This window comes from Micromonospora sp. LOL_015 (genome assembly GCF_048060275.1).
Classification (GTDB): Bacteria; Actinomycetota; Actinomycetes; order Mycobacteriales; family Micromonosporaceae; genus Micromonospora_E.
In genome coordinates this window covers 39,272-56,571 of record NZ_JBHMIO010000005.1, presented here as the reverse complement: position 1 = coordinate 56,571, position 17,300 = coordinate 39,272, and the positions used below count along the sequence as shown (strand labels likewise).

At 71.8% G+C, this 17,300-nt stretch carries 16 protein-coding genes and 1 pseudogene; 9 read left to right on the top strand and 8 right to left on the bottom strand.

The annotated features are described in order from the left end of the window. Window positions 1-21 precede the first annotated feature (21 nt). Window positions 22-747, top strand: a complete 726-nt coding sequence (locus ACFHWU_RS07030) for a DUF3618 domain-containing protein (RefSeq protein WP_416551992.1) — start codon at window positions 22-24, stop codon at window positions 745-747. Between the two features lie 89 nt (window positions 748-836). Beyond that, a complete protein-coding gene (locus ACFHWU_RS07025; RefSeq protein WP_416590125.1) occupies window positions 837-2,258 on the top strand; it encodes a PQQ-binding-like beta-propeller repeat protein in 1,422 nt (473 codons plus the stop codon). Between the two features lie 34 nt (window positions 2,259-2,292). Here ACFHWU_RS07025 and hisC read toward each other — a convergent pair whose 3' ends face one another. From hisC to hppD, 3 genes are all read right to left on the bottom strand, one after another. After that, window positions 2,293-3,378, bottom strand: a complete 1,086-nt coding sequence (hisC, locus tag ACFHWU_RS07020) for a histidinol-phosphate transaminase (RefSeq protein ID WP_416567948.1) — start codon at window positions 3,376-3,378, stop codon at window positions 2,293-2,295. A 14-nt stretch (window positions 3,379-3,392) separates the two neighbouring features. After that, on the bottom strand, window positions 3,393-4,301 hold the full coding sequence (locus tag ACFHWU_RS07015; protein ID WP_416590124.1) for an RDD family protein: 909 nt from the start codon (window positions 4,299-4,301) through the stop codon (window positions 3,393-3,395). 144 nt (window positions 4,302-4,445) lie between these two features. Further along, a complete protein-coding gene (gene hppD, locus ACFHWU_RS07010; RefSeq protein WP_416551988.1) occupies window positions 4,446-5,663 on the bottom strand; it encodes a 4-hydroxyphenylpyruvate dioxygenase in 1,218 nt (405 codons plus the stop codon). 130 nt (window positions 5,664-5,793) lie between these two features. Between hppD and ACFHWU_RS07005 the strand changes: the two genes are divergently transcribed. Next, a complete protein-coding gene (locus ACFHWU_RS07005) occupies window positions 5,794-6,294 on the top strand; it encodes an Lrp/AsnC family transcriptional regulator (RefSeq protein ID WP_416551987.1) in 501 nt (166 codons plus the stop codon). On the opposite strand, the pseudogene ACFHWU_RS07000 reads toward ACFHWU_RS07005, so the two are convergent. After that, window positions 6,278-6,980 (bottom strand): annotated as a pseudogene (locus tag ACFHWU_RS07000) (ArsR/SmtB family transcription factor). The gene ACFHWU_RS07005 and the pseudogene ACFHWU_RS07000 overlap by 17 nt on opposite strands. An 83-nt stretch (window positions 6,981-7,063) precedes the next feature. Here ACFHWU_RS07000 and ACFHWU_RS06995 point away from each other — a divergent pair. Genes ACFHWU_RS06995 through ACFHWU_RS06985 form a run of 3 tightly spaced genes read left to right on the top strand, consistent with a single transcriptional unit; the run spans window position 7,064 to window position 11,512 of the window. Next, the gene (locus tag ACFHWU_RS06995) at window positions 7,064-8,305 is read left to right on the top strand and encodes an MFS transporter (RefSeq protein WP_416590123.1); all 1,242 of its coding nucleotides are present in this window, start codon (window positions 7,064-7,066) and stop codon (window positions 8,303-8,305) included. Between the two features lie 57 nt (window positions 8,306-8,362). Beyond that, window positions 8,363-9,778, top strand: a complete 1,416-nt coding sequence (locus tag ACFHWU_RS06990) for a hypothetical protein (protein WP_416590122.1) — start codon at window positions 8,363-8,365, stop codon at window positions 9,776-9,778. 51 nt (window positions 9,779-9,829) lie between these two features. Beyond that, window positions 9,830-11,512 (top strand): fumarate hydratase, encoded by a 1,683-nt coding sequence (locus ACFHWU_RS06985; protein ID WP_416551983.1) that lies wholly within the window; start codon window positions 9,830-9,832, stop codon window positions 11,510-11,512. 246 nt (window positions 11,513-11,758) lie between these two features. Here ACFHWU_RS06985 and ACFHWU_RS06980 read toward each other — a convergent pair whose 3' ends face one another. Further along, window positions 11,759-11,965, bottom strand: a complete 207-nt coding sequence (locus ACFHWU_RS06980) for a hypothetical protein (protein ID WP_416551982.1) — start codon at window positions 11,963-11,965, stop codon at window positions 11,759-11,761. A 217-nt stretch (window positions 11,966-12,182) separates the two neighbouring features. On the opposite strand from ACFHWU_RS06980, the gene ACFHWU_RS06975 reads away from it, so the two are divergent. Further along, on the top strand, window positions 12,183-12,374 hold the full coding sequence (locus tag ACFHWU_RS06975) for a hypothetical protein (RefSeq protein WP_289208252.1): 192 nt from the start codon (window positions 12,183-12,185) through the stop codon (window positions 12,372-12,374). A gap of 123 nt (window positions 12,375-12,497) precedes the next feature. On the opposite strand, the gene ACFHWU_RS06970 is transcribed toward ACFHWU_RS06975, so the two are convergent. Beyond that, window positions 12,498-13,958: an alkaline phosphatase PhoX gene (locus ACFHWU_RS06970; protein WP_416590121.1), complete on the bottom strand. Its 1,461-nt coding sequence runs from the start codon at window positions 13,956-13,958 to the stop codon at window positions 12,498-12,500. A gap of 477 nt (window positions 13,959-14,435) precedes the next feature. Between ACFHWU_RS06970 and ACFHWU_RS06965 the strand changes: the two genes are divergently transcribed. Then, on the top strand, window positions 14,436-14,873 hold the full coding sequence (locus tag ACFHWU_RS06965; protein ID WP_416590120.1) for a CPBP family intramembrane glutamic endopeptidase: 438 nt from the start codon (window positions 14,436-14,438) through the stop codon (window positions 14,871-14,873). Here the strand turns inward: ACFHWU_RS06965 and ACFHWU_RS06960 are convergent, their stop codons facing one another. Next, window positions 14,874-15,713 carry a LysR family transcriptional regulator gene (locus tag ACFHWU_RS06960; protein WP_416567963.1) on the bottom strand — a complete coding sequence of 280 codons (840 nt, stop codon included), beginning with the start codon at window positions 15,711-15,713 and terminating at the stop codon, window positions 14,874-14,876. A 103-nt stretch (window positions 15,714-15,816) separates the two neighbouring features. On the opposite strand from ACFHWU_RS06960, the gene ACFHWU_RS06955 reads away from it, so the two are divergent. Continuing rightward, window positions 15,817-16,587 carry an SDR family oxidoreductase gene (locus ACFHWU_RS06955; protein WP_416590119.1) on the top strand — a complete coding sequence of 257 codons (771 nt, stop codon included), beginning with the start codon at window positions 15,817-15,819 and terminating at the stop codon, window positions 16,585-16,587. Between the two features lie 109 nt (window positions 16,588-16,696). On the opposite strand, the gene ACFHWU_RS06950 is transcribed toward ACFHWU_RS06955, so the two are convergent. Continuing rightward, the gene (locus ACFHWU_RS06950) at window positions 16,697-17,158 is read right to left on the bottom strand and encodes a hypothetical protein (protein WP_416590118.1); all 462 of its coding nucleotides are present in this window, start codon (window positions 17,156-17,158) and stop codon (window positions 16,697-16,699) included. Between the last annotated feature and the right edge of the window lie 142 nt (window positions 17,159-17,300).

The following is a 17,300-nucleotide window of genomic DNA, read 5'->3' as shown; positions in this document are numbered from 1 at the left end:
CAACAGGTGAGGGAGTCTGACATGTACGACGATCCAGAGCAGATCCGCCAGCGGATCGAGGCAACTCGTGGCGAACTGAGCGACGATGTCGACGCGTTGGCGTACCGCGCTCGGCCCCGACAGATCGCCAACGACCAGATGGACCGGGTCCGCAGCCGGGTCCGGGGCCGGATCGCCCGGCTGCGGGACCGGGTGATGGGCAGCGCGGTCGACGTCCGCGACACCACCACCCACCGGGCGTCCGACCTTGGCCATCAGGTCGCCGGGCAGGCGCAACACGTAGGCTCAGCGACGAAGGATACGGCGCAGCATGCCGGTGCGGCGACCAGGAACATGGGGCACCAGGCCGCGGAGGGCCTCTCGCACACCGCCGAGGCGGCGGCAGACCGGGTCCGGCACGTGCCGCAGATGACCCGGGAGCGGACCGAGGGCAGTCCGTTGACGGCCGGGCTGGTGGCGTTCGGGGTCGGGGCGCTCGCTGCCGCGTTGCTGCCCGCCAGCGGCAAGGAACGGCAGCTGGCCCAGCAGGCGAACCAGCAGGCGATGGAGCACTCCGGGCAGGTCAAGCAGAAGCTCGGCGAGATGGCGCATCAAATGGGGGACAATCTGCGGGAACCGACCCAGCAGGCGGCCGAATCGGTTCGTTCAACGGCTACCCAGGGCGCGTCGTCGGTGCGGGACCAAGGCATGGCCGCCGCGCAGCACGTGCAGGGCCAGGTGCGCCACGGCGGCGACGGTCACCAGTAGGGGGTGGCCGTCGGCGGGTCGGCCGGAGGTGTTGCGCAGGAGGCCGGCGACCGTTGTCCGGTTCGGTATGGTGCGGGGGGAGGTGCCCGATGGCCGAGCCGGCGAGCAACACCCAGCACCCAGCGGACGCAGCGGACCTGTCGGCGCACCGCGCCGACGGGCAGGCGAACCCGGACGAGACGCAGCCCGACGGGCGACACCCATGGTGGCGGTCCCGCCCACGCTGGCAGCTGGTCACCGCCGGGTTGCTGGCCGGGGTGGTCGTCATCGCCGCCGTGACGGTCGTCGCCTGGCGGGTGCTGGCCCCGGCCGAGGTGGTCACCCCGGCCGGCTACCAGCCGTCCCCGCCGACCGCCGAGCCCGGCCCGGTGGCCGAGCTCTCCGCCGCGCCGCTGCTGGTCGACGGACGGTTCCGGGTGTACGCCACCACCCGTCAGGTGCGCGCCGACGGCCCGATCGACATGCGTACCCAGGTGACCCCGGCCTGGTCGTTCCGGCGCTGGCCGGAGCAGCTGACTGGTGTCGTCGCGACCGGCACCACCGTGGTGAGCCGCTGGACGGACGGCGGACTCGTGGCGATCGACGCGGTCAGCGGCGAGGTGGCGTGGCGGTCCGCCGGCCCACAGCCAGCCGACTCCGGGTACGCCGGTCGGCGTACCGGGGCGCAGACCGTCTATGCGCCGTCCGGGCTGCACACCGCGGTCAGCGGCACCGACGGCCGGTCGGTGGTGGTGGCGCACGGCGAGTCCCAGCTGACCGGGTTCGACGCCGCGACCGGTCGGGAACTGTGGCGAACCATGCTGCCCGGCCAGGGCGACGCCTGCCGGAACGCCGGTTTCAGCACCACCGGCGGCCGGTTCGCCCTGGTCAACAACTGCGCCGCCCCGCCGACGGTGGAGTTCTACGCCGTGGCGACCGGGCGGCTGGCCGCGACCTGGCAGCCGGAGGGGGCCGGTCCGGGGCTGGCCGTGGAGCCGATCGGCTGTGCGGCCGCCCGTTCCACCTGCGGTGCGCTGCGTACCACCGGGGCGGGACAGTCCCGGGGCTGGCTGGTTGACGGCCCGGAGCCGGTGCCGGCGCCGCCGCTCGACCCGGTCGACGCGATGCTGGTCGACGGGATGGCGATCCGACTGGACGCGGCCGGGGACACGCCGGCGGTGGTGGCCGAAGCGGTACGGACCGGTGAGCAGGTGTGGCGGCGGCCGATTCCGTCGACGGCGGCACCCGGTCCGGGCGGCACCGGTAACCGGTTGCTCGCGGTGCAGCCGGGTCGGGCGCACCTGCTGACCGCCACCCGGGAGTTGATCACCCTGGACGCGGCGACCGGCGCCGAGTTGTCCAGCTTCGTGCTGATCCTGCTGAGCGAACTGTCGACCGACTGGGTACCCGGCTACGTCTACGCGCAGGACGGCTTCGTGGCCGTCGAACGGCTACGGCTGCCGGTCGACCCGGACGCCGACGACGGCCGCTACTACCGGCTGCAGGAGGCGGTGATCATCGCCCGCACCTGAGATGCCGACCCCCGGACGGCTTTCACCCGTACCGTCAGAGCGCCGCTTCGGCGGCCGCCAGGAACGCGTCGTTCTCGGCCGGCGTACCGATGGTCACCCGGACCCCGTCGCCCGCGAACGGGCGCACGATCACCCCGCGTGACTCGCAGGCCGCGCCGAACGGCACCGCACGCTCACCCAGCGGCAGCCAGACGAAGTTGGCCTGACTGTCCGGCACGTCCGGCACCAGTCTGCGCACCACGTCGGTGACCCGGGTCCGCTCGGCGATCACCAGATCGCACCGGCGGCGTACCTCGTCGGCCTGGTCGAGCGCGGCCAGCGCCGCCGCCTGCGCCAGCGCGTTGGTGCCGAACGGGGTGGCCACCTTGCGTACCGCCGACGCGACCTCGGGATGTGCGACCAGGTAGCCGACCCGCAGCCCGGCCAGCCCCCACGCCTTGGACAACGTGCGCAGCACCACCACGTTCGGCCGGTCACCGTAGACGGCCAGGCCGTCGGGTACCTCGGCGTCGGTGACGAACTCCCGGTACGCCTCGTCCAGCACCACCAGTACGTCGTCGGGCACCGCGTCGAGGAACCGGTCCAGCTCGGCCCGGCGAACGCTGGTGCCGGTCGGGTTGTTCGGGTTGCAGACCAGCATCAACCGGGTCTGCCCGGTGACCGCCGCAGCCATCGCCGGCAGGTCGTGGCCGTGGGTCGCGGTGTTCGGCACCCGCCGGCTGCTCGCCGCCGTGGTAGCCGCGATGATCGGGTACGCCTCGAACGACCGCCACGAGTAGACGACCTCGTCTCCGGGCAGGCAGGTGGCCCGGACCAGATGCTCGCAGAGCGCCACCGACCCGCAGCCGGTGACCACCCGCTCCGCGGCCACCCCGAGCCGTTCGGCGAGCGCTGCCCGCAGCGCCAGTACTCCCATGTCCGGGTAGCGGTGCGTCGACGTCGCCGCCTGCGTCACCGCCTCGACGACACCGGGCAGTGGCCCGTACGGCACCTCGTTGCTGGCCAGCTTGATCGCCTCTGGCAGGCCGAGCTCCCGGGCCAGGTCGACCGGGCTGCGCCCCGGCACGTAGCTGGGCAGCGCGTCAAGGTCGGCGCGGGTCAAACCGAGCGAGGGGGGCATCGGGGGGCCTCCTGTCATGCGGAGCTTCCGGGGGTGTCGCGGTCCGTGCCCGGACCGCCGGTCCGGCCGCCGCCGGGGCCGGCGGCGGCCGCCGGCACGCCGGGCGGCAGCTGCACCACCACGGTCTGCGCCGACTTGTCGTGCAGCGCCTGCCGCAGCGGCCGGTCGAACAGCAGGTAGACGCAGTCGATCAGCTGAAGGATGAAGCCGACGCAGCAGATCCACAACAGGGTGGGCAGGCCGAGGGTGTTCCACCGGCGGAACGACCGGGCGAAACCGAGCTGGCCACCCGGCTCGACCGGCACCACCTTGATCCCGGCCAGCCGCTTGCCGAGGGTCTGGCCGGTGTTCGCGACCGCCGGCACCTCGTACGCCCACCAGATCGCCGCCGCCAGCAGGATGATCACCATCTGCAGCCCGGAGGCACGCTCGGTGACCTGCGGTAGCCCTTCGGTCGACCGGTCATTGGCCAGCGATCGCCGCCAAATTTCGCTGAACGTGGGCCAGGTCTCCACCACGTACTGCCAGACGAACCAGCCGTTGATGAAGATGTTGAGCAGCAGCACCGCGCCGATGTCGATCAGCCGGGCGGCCAGCCGCGCGCCGAGCGGCGCCAACGCCATCCCCTGCGGCCGGGGCTCCGGCGGCGGCAACTGGTAGCCCGCCCAACCCGGCGGCGGCGCCGCCGGGTAGTCCGGCGGCGGAGGTGGGTAGCTCTGCGCCGGGTAGCTCGGCGGTTGCGCCTCCGGCTCGTCCGGTGACGGCGGCCCGGCGGATGCCGGTGGCTCCTCGGCCGGTGGCGGCCCGTCCGGCGGGGTGACGTCGGCCGGCAACGGCGCACCGATCCACCCGCCGCCGTCCCAGTAACGCTGGGTGGTCGGGTCTGCGGGGTCCTTGTACCAGCCGGGCGAGATCGACGTCACCGGGCGGACCCCGCGGTGCAGCCGGTCGACCGGGGCGGACTGTGCATGCTCACCCTGGCACCTTAACGACCGGCCCGGCCGGCACCGCAGCCTGTCGACGGTCCACCGGCCGCCCATCCGAGTTCCTGGGTCGCCGGTTCGGGTTCAGAGGTTGCCCCGGCTCTCCTGCTCCCGTTCGATCGCCTCGAACAGCGCCTTGAAGTTGCCCTTGCCGAAGCCGAGTGACCCGTGCCGTTCGATCAGCTCGAAGAAGACCGTCGGCCGGTCCTGCACCGGCTTGGTGAAGATTTGCAGCAGGTAGCCGTCCTCGTCCCGGTCGACCAGGATCCGGCGGGCCTTCAACTGCTCGATCGGGGCGCGGACCTCACCGATGCGGGCCCGCAGCGCGGGGTCGTCGTAGTACGAGTCCGGGGTGTCCAGGAACTCCACCCCGGCGGCCCGCATCGCGTCCACCGACGCCAGGATGTCGTTGGTGGCCAATGCGATGTGCTGCACCCCCGGCCCGCCGTAGAACTCCAGGTACTCGTCGATCTGCGAGCGGCGGCGGGCCACCGCCGGCTCGTTGAGCGGGAACTTCACCTTGCGGCTGCCGTTGGCGACGACCTTGCTCATCAACGCCGAGTAGTCGGTGGCGATGTCGTCACCGATGAACTCGGCCATGTTGGTGAAGCCCATCACCCGCTGGTAGAACGCCACCCACTCGTCCATCCGGCCCAGCTCGACGTTGCCGACCACGTGGTCGACCGCCTGGAAGAACCGCTTCGGCTGCAGGCCGGCGTCGACCAACGGCGTACGGTCGACGATCGGTGGCCGGGCCACGAAGCCGGGCAGGAACGGGCCGTCGTAGCCGGACCGGTCGACCAGGGTGTGCCGGGTGTCGCCGTACGCGGCGATGCTGGCCATCCGTACGGTGCCGGCGCTGTCGGTGAGGTCGGCCGGGGCGGCCAGCCCGGTCGCGCCCTGTGCCAGGGCGTGCGCGTACGCGGCGTCCACGTCCGGTACGGCGAGCGCGATGTCGGCCACCCCGTCGCTGTGTCGGGCGACGTGCGCGGCGGCTGAGGCGTCGGCGTGCCCCGCCCCACGCAGCACGAACCGGGCGGCGCCGCTGGTCAACACGTACTCGGCGTGGTCGCGGAAACCCTGCTCCGGGCCCCGGTAGGCGACGCAGGTCATGCCGAACGCGGTGGAGTAGAAGTGCGCCGCCTGCTTGGCGTTGCCGACCAGGAAGGTCAGGTGGTCGACGTCGTGCACCGGGAACGGGTCGCGGCTCTCAGCGGCAACGGTGGCGGCGGTGTCACCGGTCGTGGCGGTGTCACCGGTCGCGGTGGAGGTGGCGTCGCGGGAATCGGTCAGGTAGGTCATGATCGTCCTCCCTTGGGGCCGGCCGATCGGGTCGCCATGGCCGGTAACGGCAGGATGGGCGATTCATCCCCACTGGGCAACCGCCTCGTCAACGGCTGGGCAGGCTGACCACTCGGTAGGGTCGAGGCCCATGGACACTGAACAGAATGTCCAGCTCGATCAGCTGGACGCTGAGCTGATCGCCCTACTGACCACCGAGCCGCGGATCGGGGTGCTGGAATGCTCCCGGCGGCTGCGGGTGGCCCGCGGCACCGTGCAGGCCCGGCTCGACAAGCTGATCGACCGAGGGGTGATCAACGGCTTCGCCCCGCAGGTGTCACCGGCCGCGATCGGTTTCGTGGTGACGTCGTTCGTCACCCTGGAGATCGGCCAGCGGCACGGGCACGACCCGGTCGCCGAGCACCTGCGCGCCATCCCGGAGGTGCTGGAGGCGCACACCATCAGCGGCTCCGGTGATCTGATGTGCCGGATCGTGGCCAGGTCCAACGCCGACCTGCAGCGGGTGCTGGACCAGATCCTGGCGTACGACGGGATCCGCCGGGCGTCAACGATCATCGCCCTGGCCGAGCAGATCCCGTACCGCGTCCTGCCGTTGGTGCAGGCGGCGGCTGACGTCACGGGTCGGCGCTGAGCGCAGCGCCCAGCGCGGTCCGCTCGTAGCGGACCTCGCGGCCGGTGCGGGTCCGGCGCACCAGACCGGCCTCCCGCAGCACCGCGAGCTGCCCGCCGACGGTGCCCACCGCCACGCCGAGCTGGGCGGCCAGCTGGCTGGTGGTGGCCGGCACGGCGAGCGCCCGCAGCACGGCAGCCCGCCCCGACCCGGTCAGCCGGTCCAGCCCGCCCCGACCCGGTCAGCCGGTCCAGCCCGTCGGCGGCCCGGTCGGCGCTCGGCAGGCCGAACAGGCCGGCGACGCCGCGCGCCCGGTATCCGATCGCGTACGGCCACGGTGGATCGAGGTGCAGGCTCAGCGCACCGAACACGGTCGGGGTGCGGGGGATCTCGTCCCGGGCCCGGTCGTTCGGGGTACGGCGGACCACGGCGAGCTGGTCGGCGAAGGTCAGCCCGACCCCGTCCGGCGGCGGCTGGACGAAGTCGGCGTTGTAGCCGTTGCGGTGGTACAGCGCCCGGATCGCGGCGATGCCCGGCTGGGTGCGGCGCAACGCGGCGTACCGGTCGCGGTGCCGGTGCACCCAGGGCAGCAGCGGTCCGGCGGTCTGGACCCCGGCCAACAAGCACAGCGCGGTCATCGTCTCGCCCAGCGGGGAGATCGCAAACCGGCTGGCCGCGACGTCGGCCGGGCTCACCTCGATCCGCATCCGGCCGCTGTCCACCTCCCGCGACTTTTCGCCCTGCGCCGAAAGGTTACCGCCGGTCGGCGTACCGGCGGCATGCTTCGACGGTGACCACTCCCACCACCACCACCAGCGCACCGCCGATCGACCGGGCCACCTTCCGGGACCTGTTCGCGGTCGGCGAGTTCCGGGCGCTCTTCGCCAGCTACGGCATCTTCATGATCGGCGAGACGGTGAAGATGCTCGCCCTGTCCGTGCTGGTCTACCAGCGGACGAACTCGCCGCTGTTGGCCGCGCTGGCCTACGTCGCCGGATTCCTGCCCAGCGTGGTCGGTGGGATGTTCCTGCTGGCGTACGCCGACCGCTGGCGGCCCCGGGCGGTGATGGTCGGCTACGACCTGATCCGGGTGGTCACGGTGGTGGTGCTGGCGATCGGGGTGCTGCCGCCGGTCGGCGCGCTGGCGTTGGTGTTCACCGTCGGGCTGGTGTCGCCGGTGGCGGCGGCGGCCCGTACCGCGCTGCTGCCGGATCTGCTGGCCGGCGACCGGTACGTGCTGGGCCGGGCGTTGTTCACCATCACCGCCGGGGCCACCCAGGTCCTCGGGTTCGCCGTCGGTGGCGCGCTGATCGGCCTGCTCGGGCCGTACGGCGCGCTCTGGGCCACCGCGGTGACCTGCCTGACCTCGGCGGTGCTGATCCGGTTCGGGTTGTCCGACCGGCCGGCCCGGGTGGTGGGGGCCGCCGCGACCGGTGGCGCGGTTCGCGAGACCTGGCGGGTGAACCGGCGGCTGCTCGCCGACCCGCCGGTACGCGGTCTGCTGCTGGCCACCTGGCTGCCAGGCGCGCTGCTGGTCGGCGCGGAAGGGGTGGTGGTGCCATACGCGGGTGGCGAGGCTGCCGCCGGGGCGCTGTTCATGGCCGGCGCCGGCGGGATGCTGCTCGGTGACCTGGTGGTCGGGCGCTGGGTGGCGCCGGCCCGGCGGGAGTCGTTGACCCCGTGGCTGGCGCTGCTGCTCGGGGTGCCGATGCTGGCCTTCGTGGCCGATCTCGGGCTGCTGGTGGCTGCGGTGCTGTTCGGGGCGGCGACGTTCGGGTTCTCGTACCATCTGGGGTTGGCCCGGCGGTTCCTGGACGCGGTGCCGGCGGACCGGCGCGGCCAGGCGTTCGGGTTGTCTAACATGGGGATGATGACCGGGCAGGGGCTGGCCGCCGGGGCGGCCGGGCTGGTCGCCGAGTGGGTCACGCCGGGGCTGGTGATGGCCGGTTTCGGGGCGCTGTCGCTGGTCGCCACGCTGCTGCTGTGGCGACAACTCCGGGTACCACGCATGAATGTCCCCCGACACGCCTAAAAGCCGCATTTCGGTCGGCCGACTGTTCTGTTGGTCAGGCCCGGCTACGGTGGCCCGATGGCGAAGGGGAGCGCGCCGTGCGTGAAGTGCTACCTGGCCTTCGCGCTCGTCGTGGTCATCGTGCTCGCCGCCACCGGCGTCTGGAACCCGTTCCCCGGGCTGTGGGACTGGGTCAACCGCAGCCAGCCACTGGCCGACCCGGACGTCACCTGGCAACAGCGGGTCGGCGGTACACCGCGCGGTGTCACCATCACCGAGCGCGCCGTCATCGTCGAGCACCGGCTCAAGGTCGAAGGGCGCAGCATCACCTCCGGCAACCAGGTCTGGGAGCGCAAGGCCGACTGGGCGGCGGTCGCCGGTGACGGATCGGATCAGGTGGTCGCCACCGGCGAGCTGCTCACCGACGGCTACCAGGTGCTCAACCCGGCGACCGGTGCCGTGCTGCGCGCCGACGACGCCGCCATCGCCGTCTGGACCTACCGCGACGCGCTGCTCGACGTACGCTGCGCCGGCCCACGCGACTGCACGCTGACCGCCTGGGACCCGCGCGGCAAAACTCCACGGTGGACCGCCCAGCTGCCCGGCATGGGCTTCGTGCTGTTCGCCGACAACCCGAAACTGGTCACCAGCCGGCCGTTGACCGCCGACGACGTCGCCGACGACGCCGGCGGCCCGCAGACCATGCCGACCGTGCTCGGCTTCCCGATCGACGGCAAGATCCACGTCGTCGAGACCCGCACCGGGCAGGTCCTGCAGGAGCTGGAAGAGGACCGGCACGAACGGATCGTGGTCTTCGCCGGCCGGGTGTTCAGCCTGGTCGCCACCCCCCGCGACGGTGCCTGCTACTACACGGCGAAGGGCGTCGACCCGGTGACCGACCTGCCCGTGTGGCAGCGGACCGGGATCAACCTGCGTACCGCCGACCGGATCGGCTGCGCCCAGCGGGACAACCCGACCGGCGGCGCGAACGTTCTCGCCGGGATCGCCCCCGACATGCGGGAAACCGTCATCGACGCCTACGACGGGCGGGTGCTGTGGACCGGCGCCGCCGGGCAGGAGCTGCGCGCCGTCGACGACCGGTACGCCCTGGCCCGCTCCGCCGACGGCGAGACCCTCCAGGCGTACGTGCTGCCCACCCCGACACCCCGGTGGACCCGCCCGATGCACCCGGACGCCCAGCTGGCCCTCACCCGGCACGCGGCCCTGGTCGTCGACCGCAAACCGGACCGGGTCGTCGCCCTCGACCCGGCCACCGGCACCGAGCTGGTCAACCTGCGTACCTCGGCGGAGGTGCTGGCCGTCGGACCGCGCGGCATGGTCATCGGCGATGGCCGGGAGATCGGCTACGTCCGGTTCGCCGGCGCCGCCACCTCGCCGGCCGGCGGCCCGGACGACCCCGCCGATCCCGGCGGCCCCGACCCCGGCCCCACCTGCGGCGGCGCCAAGCAGGAGGACTGCCCGGCCAAGGGCTGACCCACCCGGGGGTTGGGAAGTCGGGTCACCTCTGGCCTAGGCTTGCCGGTCATGAGCAGTGCCGCCCCGTTCTCCCACACCCCGCTGCTACCGACCGGCGACGACCTGACGGAATACCGCCTGATCAGCGACGAAGGCGTCGACGTCGTGCACGGGCCGGGCGGGCGACGGTTCCTCACCATCGAGCCGGCGGTGCTGACCGCGTTGACCGCCGAGGCGATGCATGACATCGCTCACTACCTGCGCCCGGCGCACCTGGCCCAGCTGCGGGCGATCCTCGACGACCCGGCCGCATCACCCAACGACCGGTTCGTCGCCCTCGACCTGCTGCGCAACGCCAACATCGCCGCCGGCGGGGTGCTGCCGATGTGCCAGGACACCGGCACCGCGATCGTGATGGGCAAACGCGGCCGGCACGTGCTCACCGACGGCACCGACGAGCGGGCCATCGCCCGGGGCGTGTACGAGGCGTACACCAAACTGAACCTGCGCTACTCGCAGCTCGCGCCGATCACCATGTGGGAGGAGCGCAACACCGGGTCCAACCTGCCGGCCCAGATCGAGCTGTACGCCGAGGATCCGGGCGGACAGCCGGACGCGTACAAGTTCCTGTTCATGGCCAAGGGCGGCGGCTCGGCCAACAAGTCGTACCTCTACCAGGAAACCAAGGCGCTGCTGAACCCGACCAGGATGATGAAGTTCCTGGAGGAGAAGCTGCGGCTGATCGGTACGTCCGCCTGCCCGCCGTACCACCTGGCGATCGTCGTCGGCGGCACGTCGGCTGAGTTCGCGCTCAAGACCGCCAAGTACGCCAGCGCCAAGTACCTGGACAACCTGCCGACCAGCGGCAGCATCGGCGCGCACGGCTTCCGCGACGTCGAGCTGGAGGCGCAGGTCCTCGAACTGACCCGGCAGTTCGGCATCGGCGCGCAGTTCGGCGGCCGCTACTTCTGCCACGACGTACGGGTGGTCCGGCTGCCCCGGCACGGCGCCTCCTGCCCGGTGGCGATCGCCGTCTCCTGCTCCGCCGACCGGCAGGCCGTCGCCAAGATCACCCCGAGTGGGGTGTGGCTGGAGAAGCTGGAGACCGACCCGGCCCGCTTCCTGCCCGACGTCACCGACGAAACCCTCGCCGCCGATCAGTCCGTCGACGCCGACGCGGTCCGGGTCGACCTGAACCGGCCGATGGCCGAGATCCGCGCTGAGCTGTCGAAGTACCCGGTGAAGACCCGGCTGTCGCTGACCGGCCCGCTGGTCGTCGCCCGCGACATCGCGCACGCGAAGATCGCCGAACGGCTGGACGCCGGTGAGCCGATGCCGCAGTACCTGCGCGACCACGCCGTCTACTACGCCGGCCCGGCGAAGACCCCGGAGGGGTACGCGTCCGGCTCGTTCGGCCCGACCACGGCCGGGCGGATGGACGCGTACGTGGAGAAGTTCCAGGCTGCCGGCGGCTCGCACGTCATGCTCGCCAAGGGCAACCGGTCCGCGCAGGTCACCCGCTCCTGCGGTACGCACGGCGGCTTCTACCTCGGCTCGATCGGCGGCCCGGCGGCCCGGCTGGCGCAGGACTGCATCCGGCACGTCGAGGTTCTGGAATACCCGGAGCTGGGCATGGAAGCGATCTGGAAGATCGAGGTGGAGGACTTCCCGGCGTTCATCGTCGTCGACGACAAGGGCAACGATTTTTACGCCGAGGTCACCAAACCCGTCCTCACCGTCGGCCGCCGCTGACCCCATGGGTTCCGCACAACGACGGAACTGGGCATCGCTTCTCGAACCCGTCGGCTACTTTGCATCACTGTTCTTGAGCGCACGGTAACCCTCCTGGGTGGGGGGCGGTTGGGCTTGATGCACCTGTGGCATCAAGCCTGCGGAGGCATCTTGGGTTCCCCGCCCCAACCCGAGAAACACCAACCCGGAGCAAATTCGAAGCCCTCGGCTGCGGTCGAGGGCGTCGTCCGTGTCGGGGTGTTCGGGTCAGCCCCGACGGTCAATAGTGCGAAGTTCGTAGATGGCGCGGGAGCCCTGGCCGCTGTCGCGGTCGGACAGCGTCAGGTGCTCGGTCCGAACGGTGACCTCATGGCCCCCGCCCGATCCTGCTTCCATCCACACCCTGACCCGGCTGTGCTCGGGCAGTGGACGCGGGCCGACCACCAGTACGCCGCTCGTTTGGATCTCAGACATCGGACCTCCCTGGTTGGGTGGGTCAGTACCGGGAGTGCCGATCAGGAACCACCGTCTCCGAATGCCAACTATCACAACCTTAGTTTGGCCAAACGTCAAGTATTCAAGTTGGCCTACTCTGCGGATACGTGAGTTGGCCTAGTGTCTGACCTGCTGAAATGGCCAAGTGGCGGACCTGGAGGCGGCGGTACGAAAGTTGCGCACGGCGCAAGCTGCGGTGCCTCGTGCTGAAGAACGGGCCGCCCGCCTCGTGGCCGAGGCCCGGGTGAAGGTGGACCGGGCACGTGCCGATCTGGCCGAAGCGATCAGGGCCGCCGATCGGGACGGTGTGCGCCAGGTGGACATCGTGGCGGCCACCGGCTACAGCCGGGAGCGGGTCCGGCAGATCATCCGCGACGGCGAGACCTGACGTTGTCCGCCGGGGTACCCGTCGTCTGCCGGCGGCGGCCTAATCTCAAGGGGCGGCCCACGGCGTCACTGACCAGCGGCGGGTGGGACCGGTCGGTCCCACCCGCCGTGCAGAGCGATCGGGTCAGCCCAGGTACTTCTCCCACGGGCCGGTGATGGCCAGGGTGAGACCGGGGTCCTGCATGTTGACGAAGAGCACCTTGCCGTCGTCGGTGAAGACTGGCCCGCAGAACTCCGAGTCGTTGAGCTGGTTGCGGGCGATCGCGTAGGTCGGGCCGCCCGGGACCGAGCTGAGCACGTGGGACGCGCCCGAGCCGTCCTCGGCCAGCACCAGGCTGCCCCACGGGGTGACGGTCACGTTGTCCGGACCGTCGAAGGTCAGATCGCTGTACCTCGCCGGCGTACCCTCCTCCGACGAGGTCTGGTGCGGGAAGTACGTGACCAGCTGGATGGTCTCGGCCCGGTAGTCGTAGAACCAGACCATGCCGTCGTGCGGGGCGGCGTCCGCCGGCAGGTCACCGTCCTCCCAGGCGTACGAGTTGACCACGTACACGCCCTGGTCGGTGCCCCACACACCTTCGAACTTGCGGCCCCGGGTGACCTGACCGTCGGCGAACTGCTCGCGCAGGGGAGTGGTCCGGGCGTCGCGTTGCGGCACCTCGATCCACCGTACGGGGAACGGGCGGCCCAGCTGGGCGGAGGTCAGGTAGGCGACGTCCGGCAGCACCGAGCCGTCGTCCATGATGATCTGCATCGCGGCGAGGGTGCCGGCGTCCGGGGCGAGCCGGGTCAGCACGCCGGGGCCGAGCTTGACGCGGCGCGGCGCGGTCCACCGGTAGAACAGACCGTTCGGCCCGCTGGCGTCCTCGGACAGGTAGATCTTCGTACGGTCGGCGTCGACCGCCAGCGCCTCGTGGGCGTACCGGCCCAGGCATTTGATCGGCGTCGGGTCGGCGCGGCCGTCGGCCCGGACCTCGAAGACGTAGCCGTGGTCCTTCTGGTACGTGCCGGTGCGGCCGTCCTCGTCCCACTCGTCGCCGGCCCGGTCGTCGGTCTCCTCGCAGGTCAGCCAGGTCCCCCACGGGGTCGGCCCGCCCGCGCAGTTGTCGACGGTGCCGGAGATGGCGACGAACTCGCCGAGGTTGCGGCCCGCCCGGTCGGTCCTGATCACCGTGCAGCCGCCGGCGTCGACCGCGCCCGGGTCGTAGACGGTGCCCGCGACGTGCGGTACGCCGAACTCGGCCCCCGGGCCGAGCTCGTGGTTCTGGATCAAGGTGTACCGGCCGCGTCCGGCATCGAAGACGGCCATGCCGTCGTGCTCGGCCGGGGTCAGGCCCTGGCCGCGGTCGAGCCGGGTGACGCCGGTGCGGGTGACCACGGTGTAGCGGAACCCCTCCGGCAGGGCGAGGATGCCGGCGGGGTCGTCCACCAGCGGCGGGAACGGTACGTGGCCGCCGCCTCTCGGCGGGTGGCTTCGGCCGGGGTGGGCCTGGGCCAGCGACGGAAGGCCACCGGCGACGGCGAGGCCGACGCCAGCGGCGCCGGCGGCACCACCGGCGAGCAAGGTACGACGGGAGGAAGGCACGTCGATCGGGCTCCTGTTCAGCTCGAGGGTGTTGACGTAACGCAACCCCCGCGGACCGACGGCCACCCGTCCGTACGGTGATGATTCGGCGACATTGATGTAAAGAATCGAGGTCGCCGCTGTCGGTGAACTCAGTGCGGGCTCGGCCAGGGTCGGTACCGACGGCGGACTTCGCCGATCCACCGCCGGCACCTGGCTGCCGACCGCGAGACGATCGTCCGGCTGCTCAGACTCATGTCGCCTACGGCTGCCAACTGGGTCGTCACACACGACCGAGTGCCTGAGGTGCTCGCCCGGCGGTCTGCTGTCATCGGTGGGGCAGCGTCACCCAGTTTCTGGTCGCGAGGAGTGTGGTATGCCGCATATTAGGTAGACGAGGAAACCGCCCTCATCGCCTGGTGGTTACGCCGCCACGGGCTGACCCGCCGAAATCTCGGCCTGACCTCGCGGCACTGGCGGCGGGACATGCTGATCGCGGTGGCCACCGTTCCACCCCGCCTGCTACTGGAGTTCGGGGTGCTGATGCCGGCGGCCGGCGGCGAAGCCAACCCGGAGGTCCGGGAGATCCTGCGCATGTCCGCCGCCGGGCCGGCCGCGTTGGCCGCCACCCTCTTCCTGGGGATCGTCGGCGGCGGCATCGCCGAGGAGCTGTACTTCCGCGGGTTCCTGCTCGGGGCGATCCCGCAGCGGTCCGCCCGCCCCCGGGTGGCGCTGTGGGTGGCGGCGGTCGTCTCGGTGGTCCTGTTCGGCGTGCTGCACCTGCCGGCCAGCGCGCTGGACGGGCTGTCCATCACCGTCGCCGGTCTGGTCTACACCGGGCTGTTCCTGGCCACCCGCCGGCTGACCGCGCCCATGGTGGCCCACGCGCTGTGGAACGCCGCCGCGCTCGGCACGGTCCTGATCAGCTACGGCTGATCACAGCTGGGTGGCGGTCCGGACGAGCCCGGCGACGGCACGGGAGCGGTTGTCCGGCAGCCAGGCGAGCACGGTGGTGACGTGCGGCGCGTCGGTCAGCGGCACTGCCGTGTGCGCGCTCCACAGCCACGACCGGGACGAGGCGCACAGCACGGCCATGGTGTGCCCGAGGGCGATCAGCTGGGCCAGCTGCGACTGGTCGTGGATCTCCGGCCCGGGTCCGGGTTCGTACGTACCGTCGGGGCGCGGCCAGCGGGCGACCGGCAGCCCCGGCACGTCGCCGATGTCGGCCATGGTCAACGACGTACGGGTGGCGAGCGGATGCCCGGCCGGGAGGATCGCGACCTGCTGCTCGGTCAGCAGATCCTCAGTGTCGAAGCCGGTGAGCGAGTCGAACGGCCGCTGCATCAGGGCGGCGTCGGCGCGGCCGTCGCGCAGCATCCGCGCCTGGTCGCCCATGCCGCACAGCAGCACGTCGATCTCGGCCGCGTCCGGCTCGACGGCGTGCGCGTCGAGCAGCTTCTGCAGCAGTTCGTGGCCCGCGCCGGCCTTGGTGACCAGGGTCAGCCGGTTCGCGCCGGCGGCGGCGCGGCGGGTACGCCGGGCCGCCGCCGCGGTGGCGGCCAGGATGACGCGGGCCTCGTCGAGCAGCACCTGACCGGCGTCGGTGAGTGCCACTCTTCGGCGGTCGCGGTCGAGCAGGGTGACGCCGAGGCGGCGTTCGAGCTGGGCGATCGCCCGGGACAGCGGCGGCTGGGCGATGCCGAGCCGTTCGGCCGCCCGGCTGAAGTGCAGCTCCTCGGCGACCGTGACGAAGTACCGCAGCTCACGGGTCTCCAGCGTCTCCACGCCGACAACGATACGTCGGTGATACCCGCCGGGTATGACAGCGGAACTCAACTGGTGTAACGACGGCGGCTACCGCCGCGCCACCATCGGCGTCATGACCGAAACGAAGGCTACGACCGGAACGAAGGCCACGACCGGAACGAAGACCGCGCTGGTCGCCGGCGCGAACAAGGGACTCGGCTACGAGATCGCCGCAGGGCTCGGCGCGAAGGGCTACCGGGTGGCGGTGGGAGCGCGCGACGCCGCCCGCGGCGAAGCGGCCGTCAAGACGCTGTACGCCGCCGGCGTCGACGCGTTCGCCGTACCGCTGGACGTCACCGACGACCGCAGCGTCACCGAGGCCGCGCAGCTGATCGAACGCACCGCTGGAGGACTTGACGTCCTGGTCAACAACGCCGGCATCGCCGGCGAGACCGGGCCGGGGTGGGAGCAGGACCCGACCACGCTCGACCTCGACGTGGTCCGCCAGGTTGTCGACACCAACGTGTACGGCGTGATCCGCGTGACCAACGCGATGCTGCCGCTGCTGCGCCGGTCGCCGTCGCCGCGCATCGTCAACATCTCCAGCAGCGTCGGCTCACTGACCTGGCAGTCCGACCCGGAGATCAACGTCGGCCCGATCATGGCGGCCTACTCGCCGACGAAGACGTACCTCAACGCGATCACCGTGCACTACGTGCGGCAACTCGCCGGCACCGACTTCCTGATCAACACGGCCTGTCCGGGGCTGGTCGCCACCGACTTCACCGGCGGTGTCGGGCGTCCGGTCCAGGAGGCCGCTGCCACCCCGATCCGGCTGGCCACCCTGCCCGACGGCGGCCCGACCGGCACGTTCGTCAACGACGACGGCAGCATCCCCTGGTGATCTCCCGGTCCTGTCGGTGACTCCGCCTTTCTGGTGACCGGGCTGGACCAGCCCGGTCACCAGAGGGGGACCGGCGCGGCGGGCGGCGGGGACGGGCAGCGCCGACGGTTCAGCGTCCGGGCCGTCGGCTACGACGCCGGCCCCACCGTTTGTCGCCCCCATCACTGCCGTTGTCACCGGATCCGCTGTTGTCGCCGCTGCCCGGCCCGAGCAAGGTGCAGGACGCCAGCCGGGTCAGCCCGGTCGGCCGCGCCGCGTGCCGGCCGATCGCGATCTCGATCCGTTCGAGGGCGGTCAGCCGCTTGTCCCGCAGCGTCCCCACGATCGCGTTCTGGGCGAAGTTCGGGCCGCCCTCGCCGGCTGTGGTCAACAACCGTTCGTTGGCCTCGGCGATCCGCCGGTCGAGCAGGTTCAGATTCTGGTCGACCTCGGCCGCTGCCTGCGCCGGTACGGCCGGCAGCCGGTCCCGTACGGTCGGGCACTCGACCATCGGGTTGGCCTGCGTCCGACCGTCCGTGCTGTGCCCGGCATGGAGGGCGTCGTAGCTGACCGCGCAGTCGACCAGCGACATCAGACCGGTCGGTCGGGTCGCCCGGTCACAGGCCCGCGATGTCCGCGGGTGACCTTCGACATCGGCCGGTCCACGCAGGTGGGCAGGCAGCCGTCGGCCCGCTGCCGTGGGGTGAGGCAGTTCGGTTCGTGCTGCTTGACCT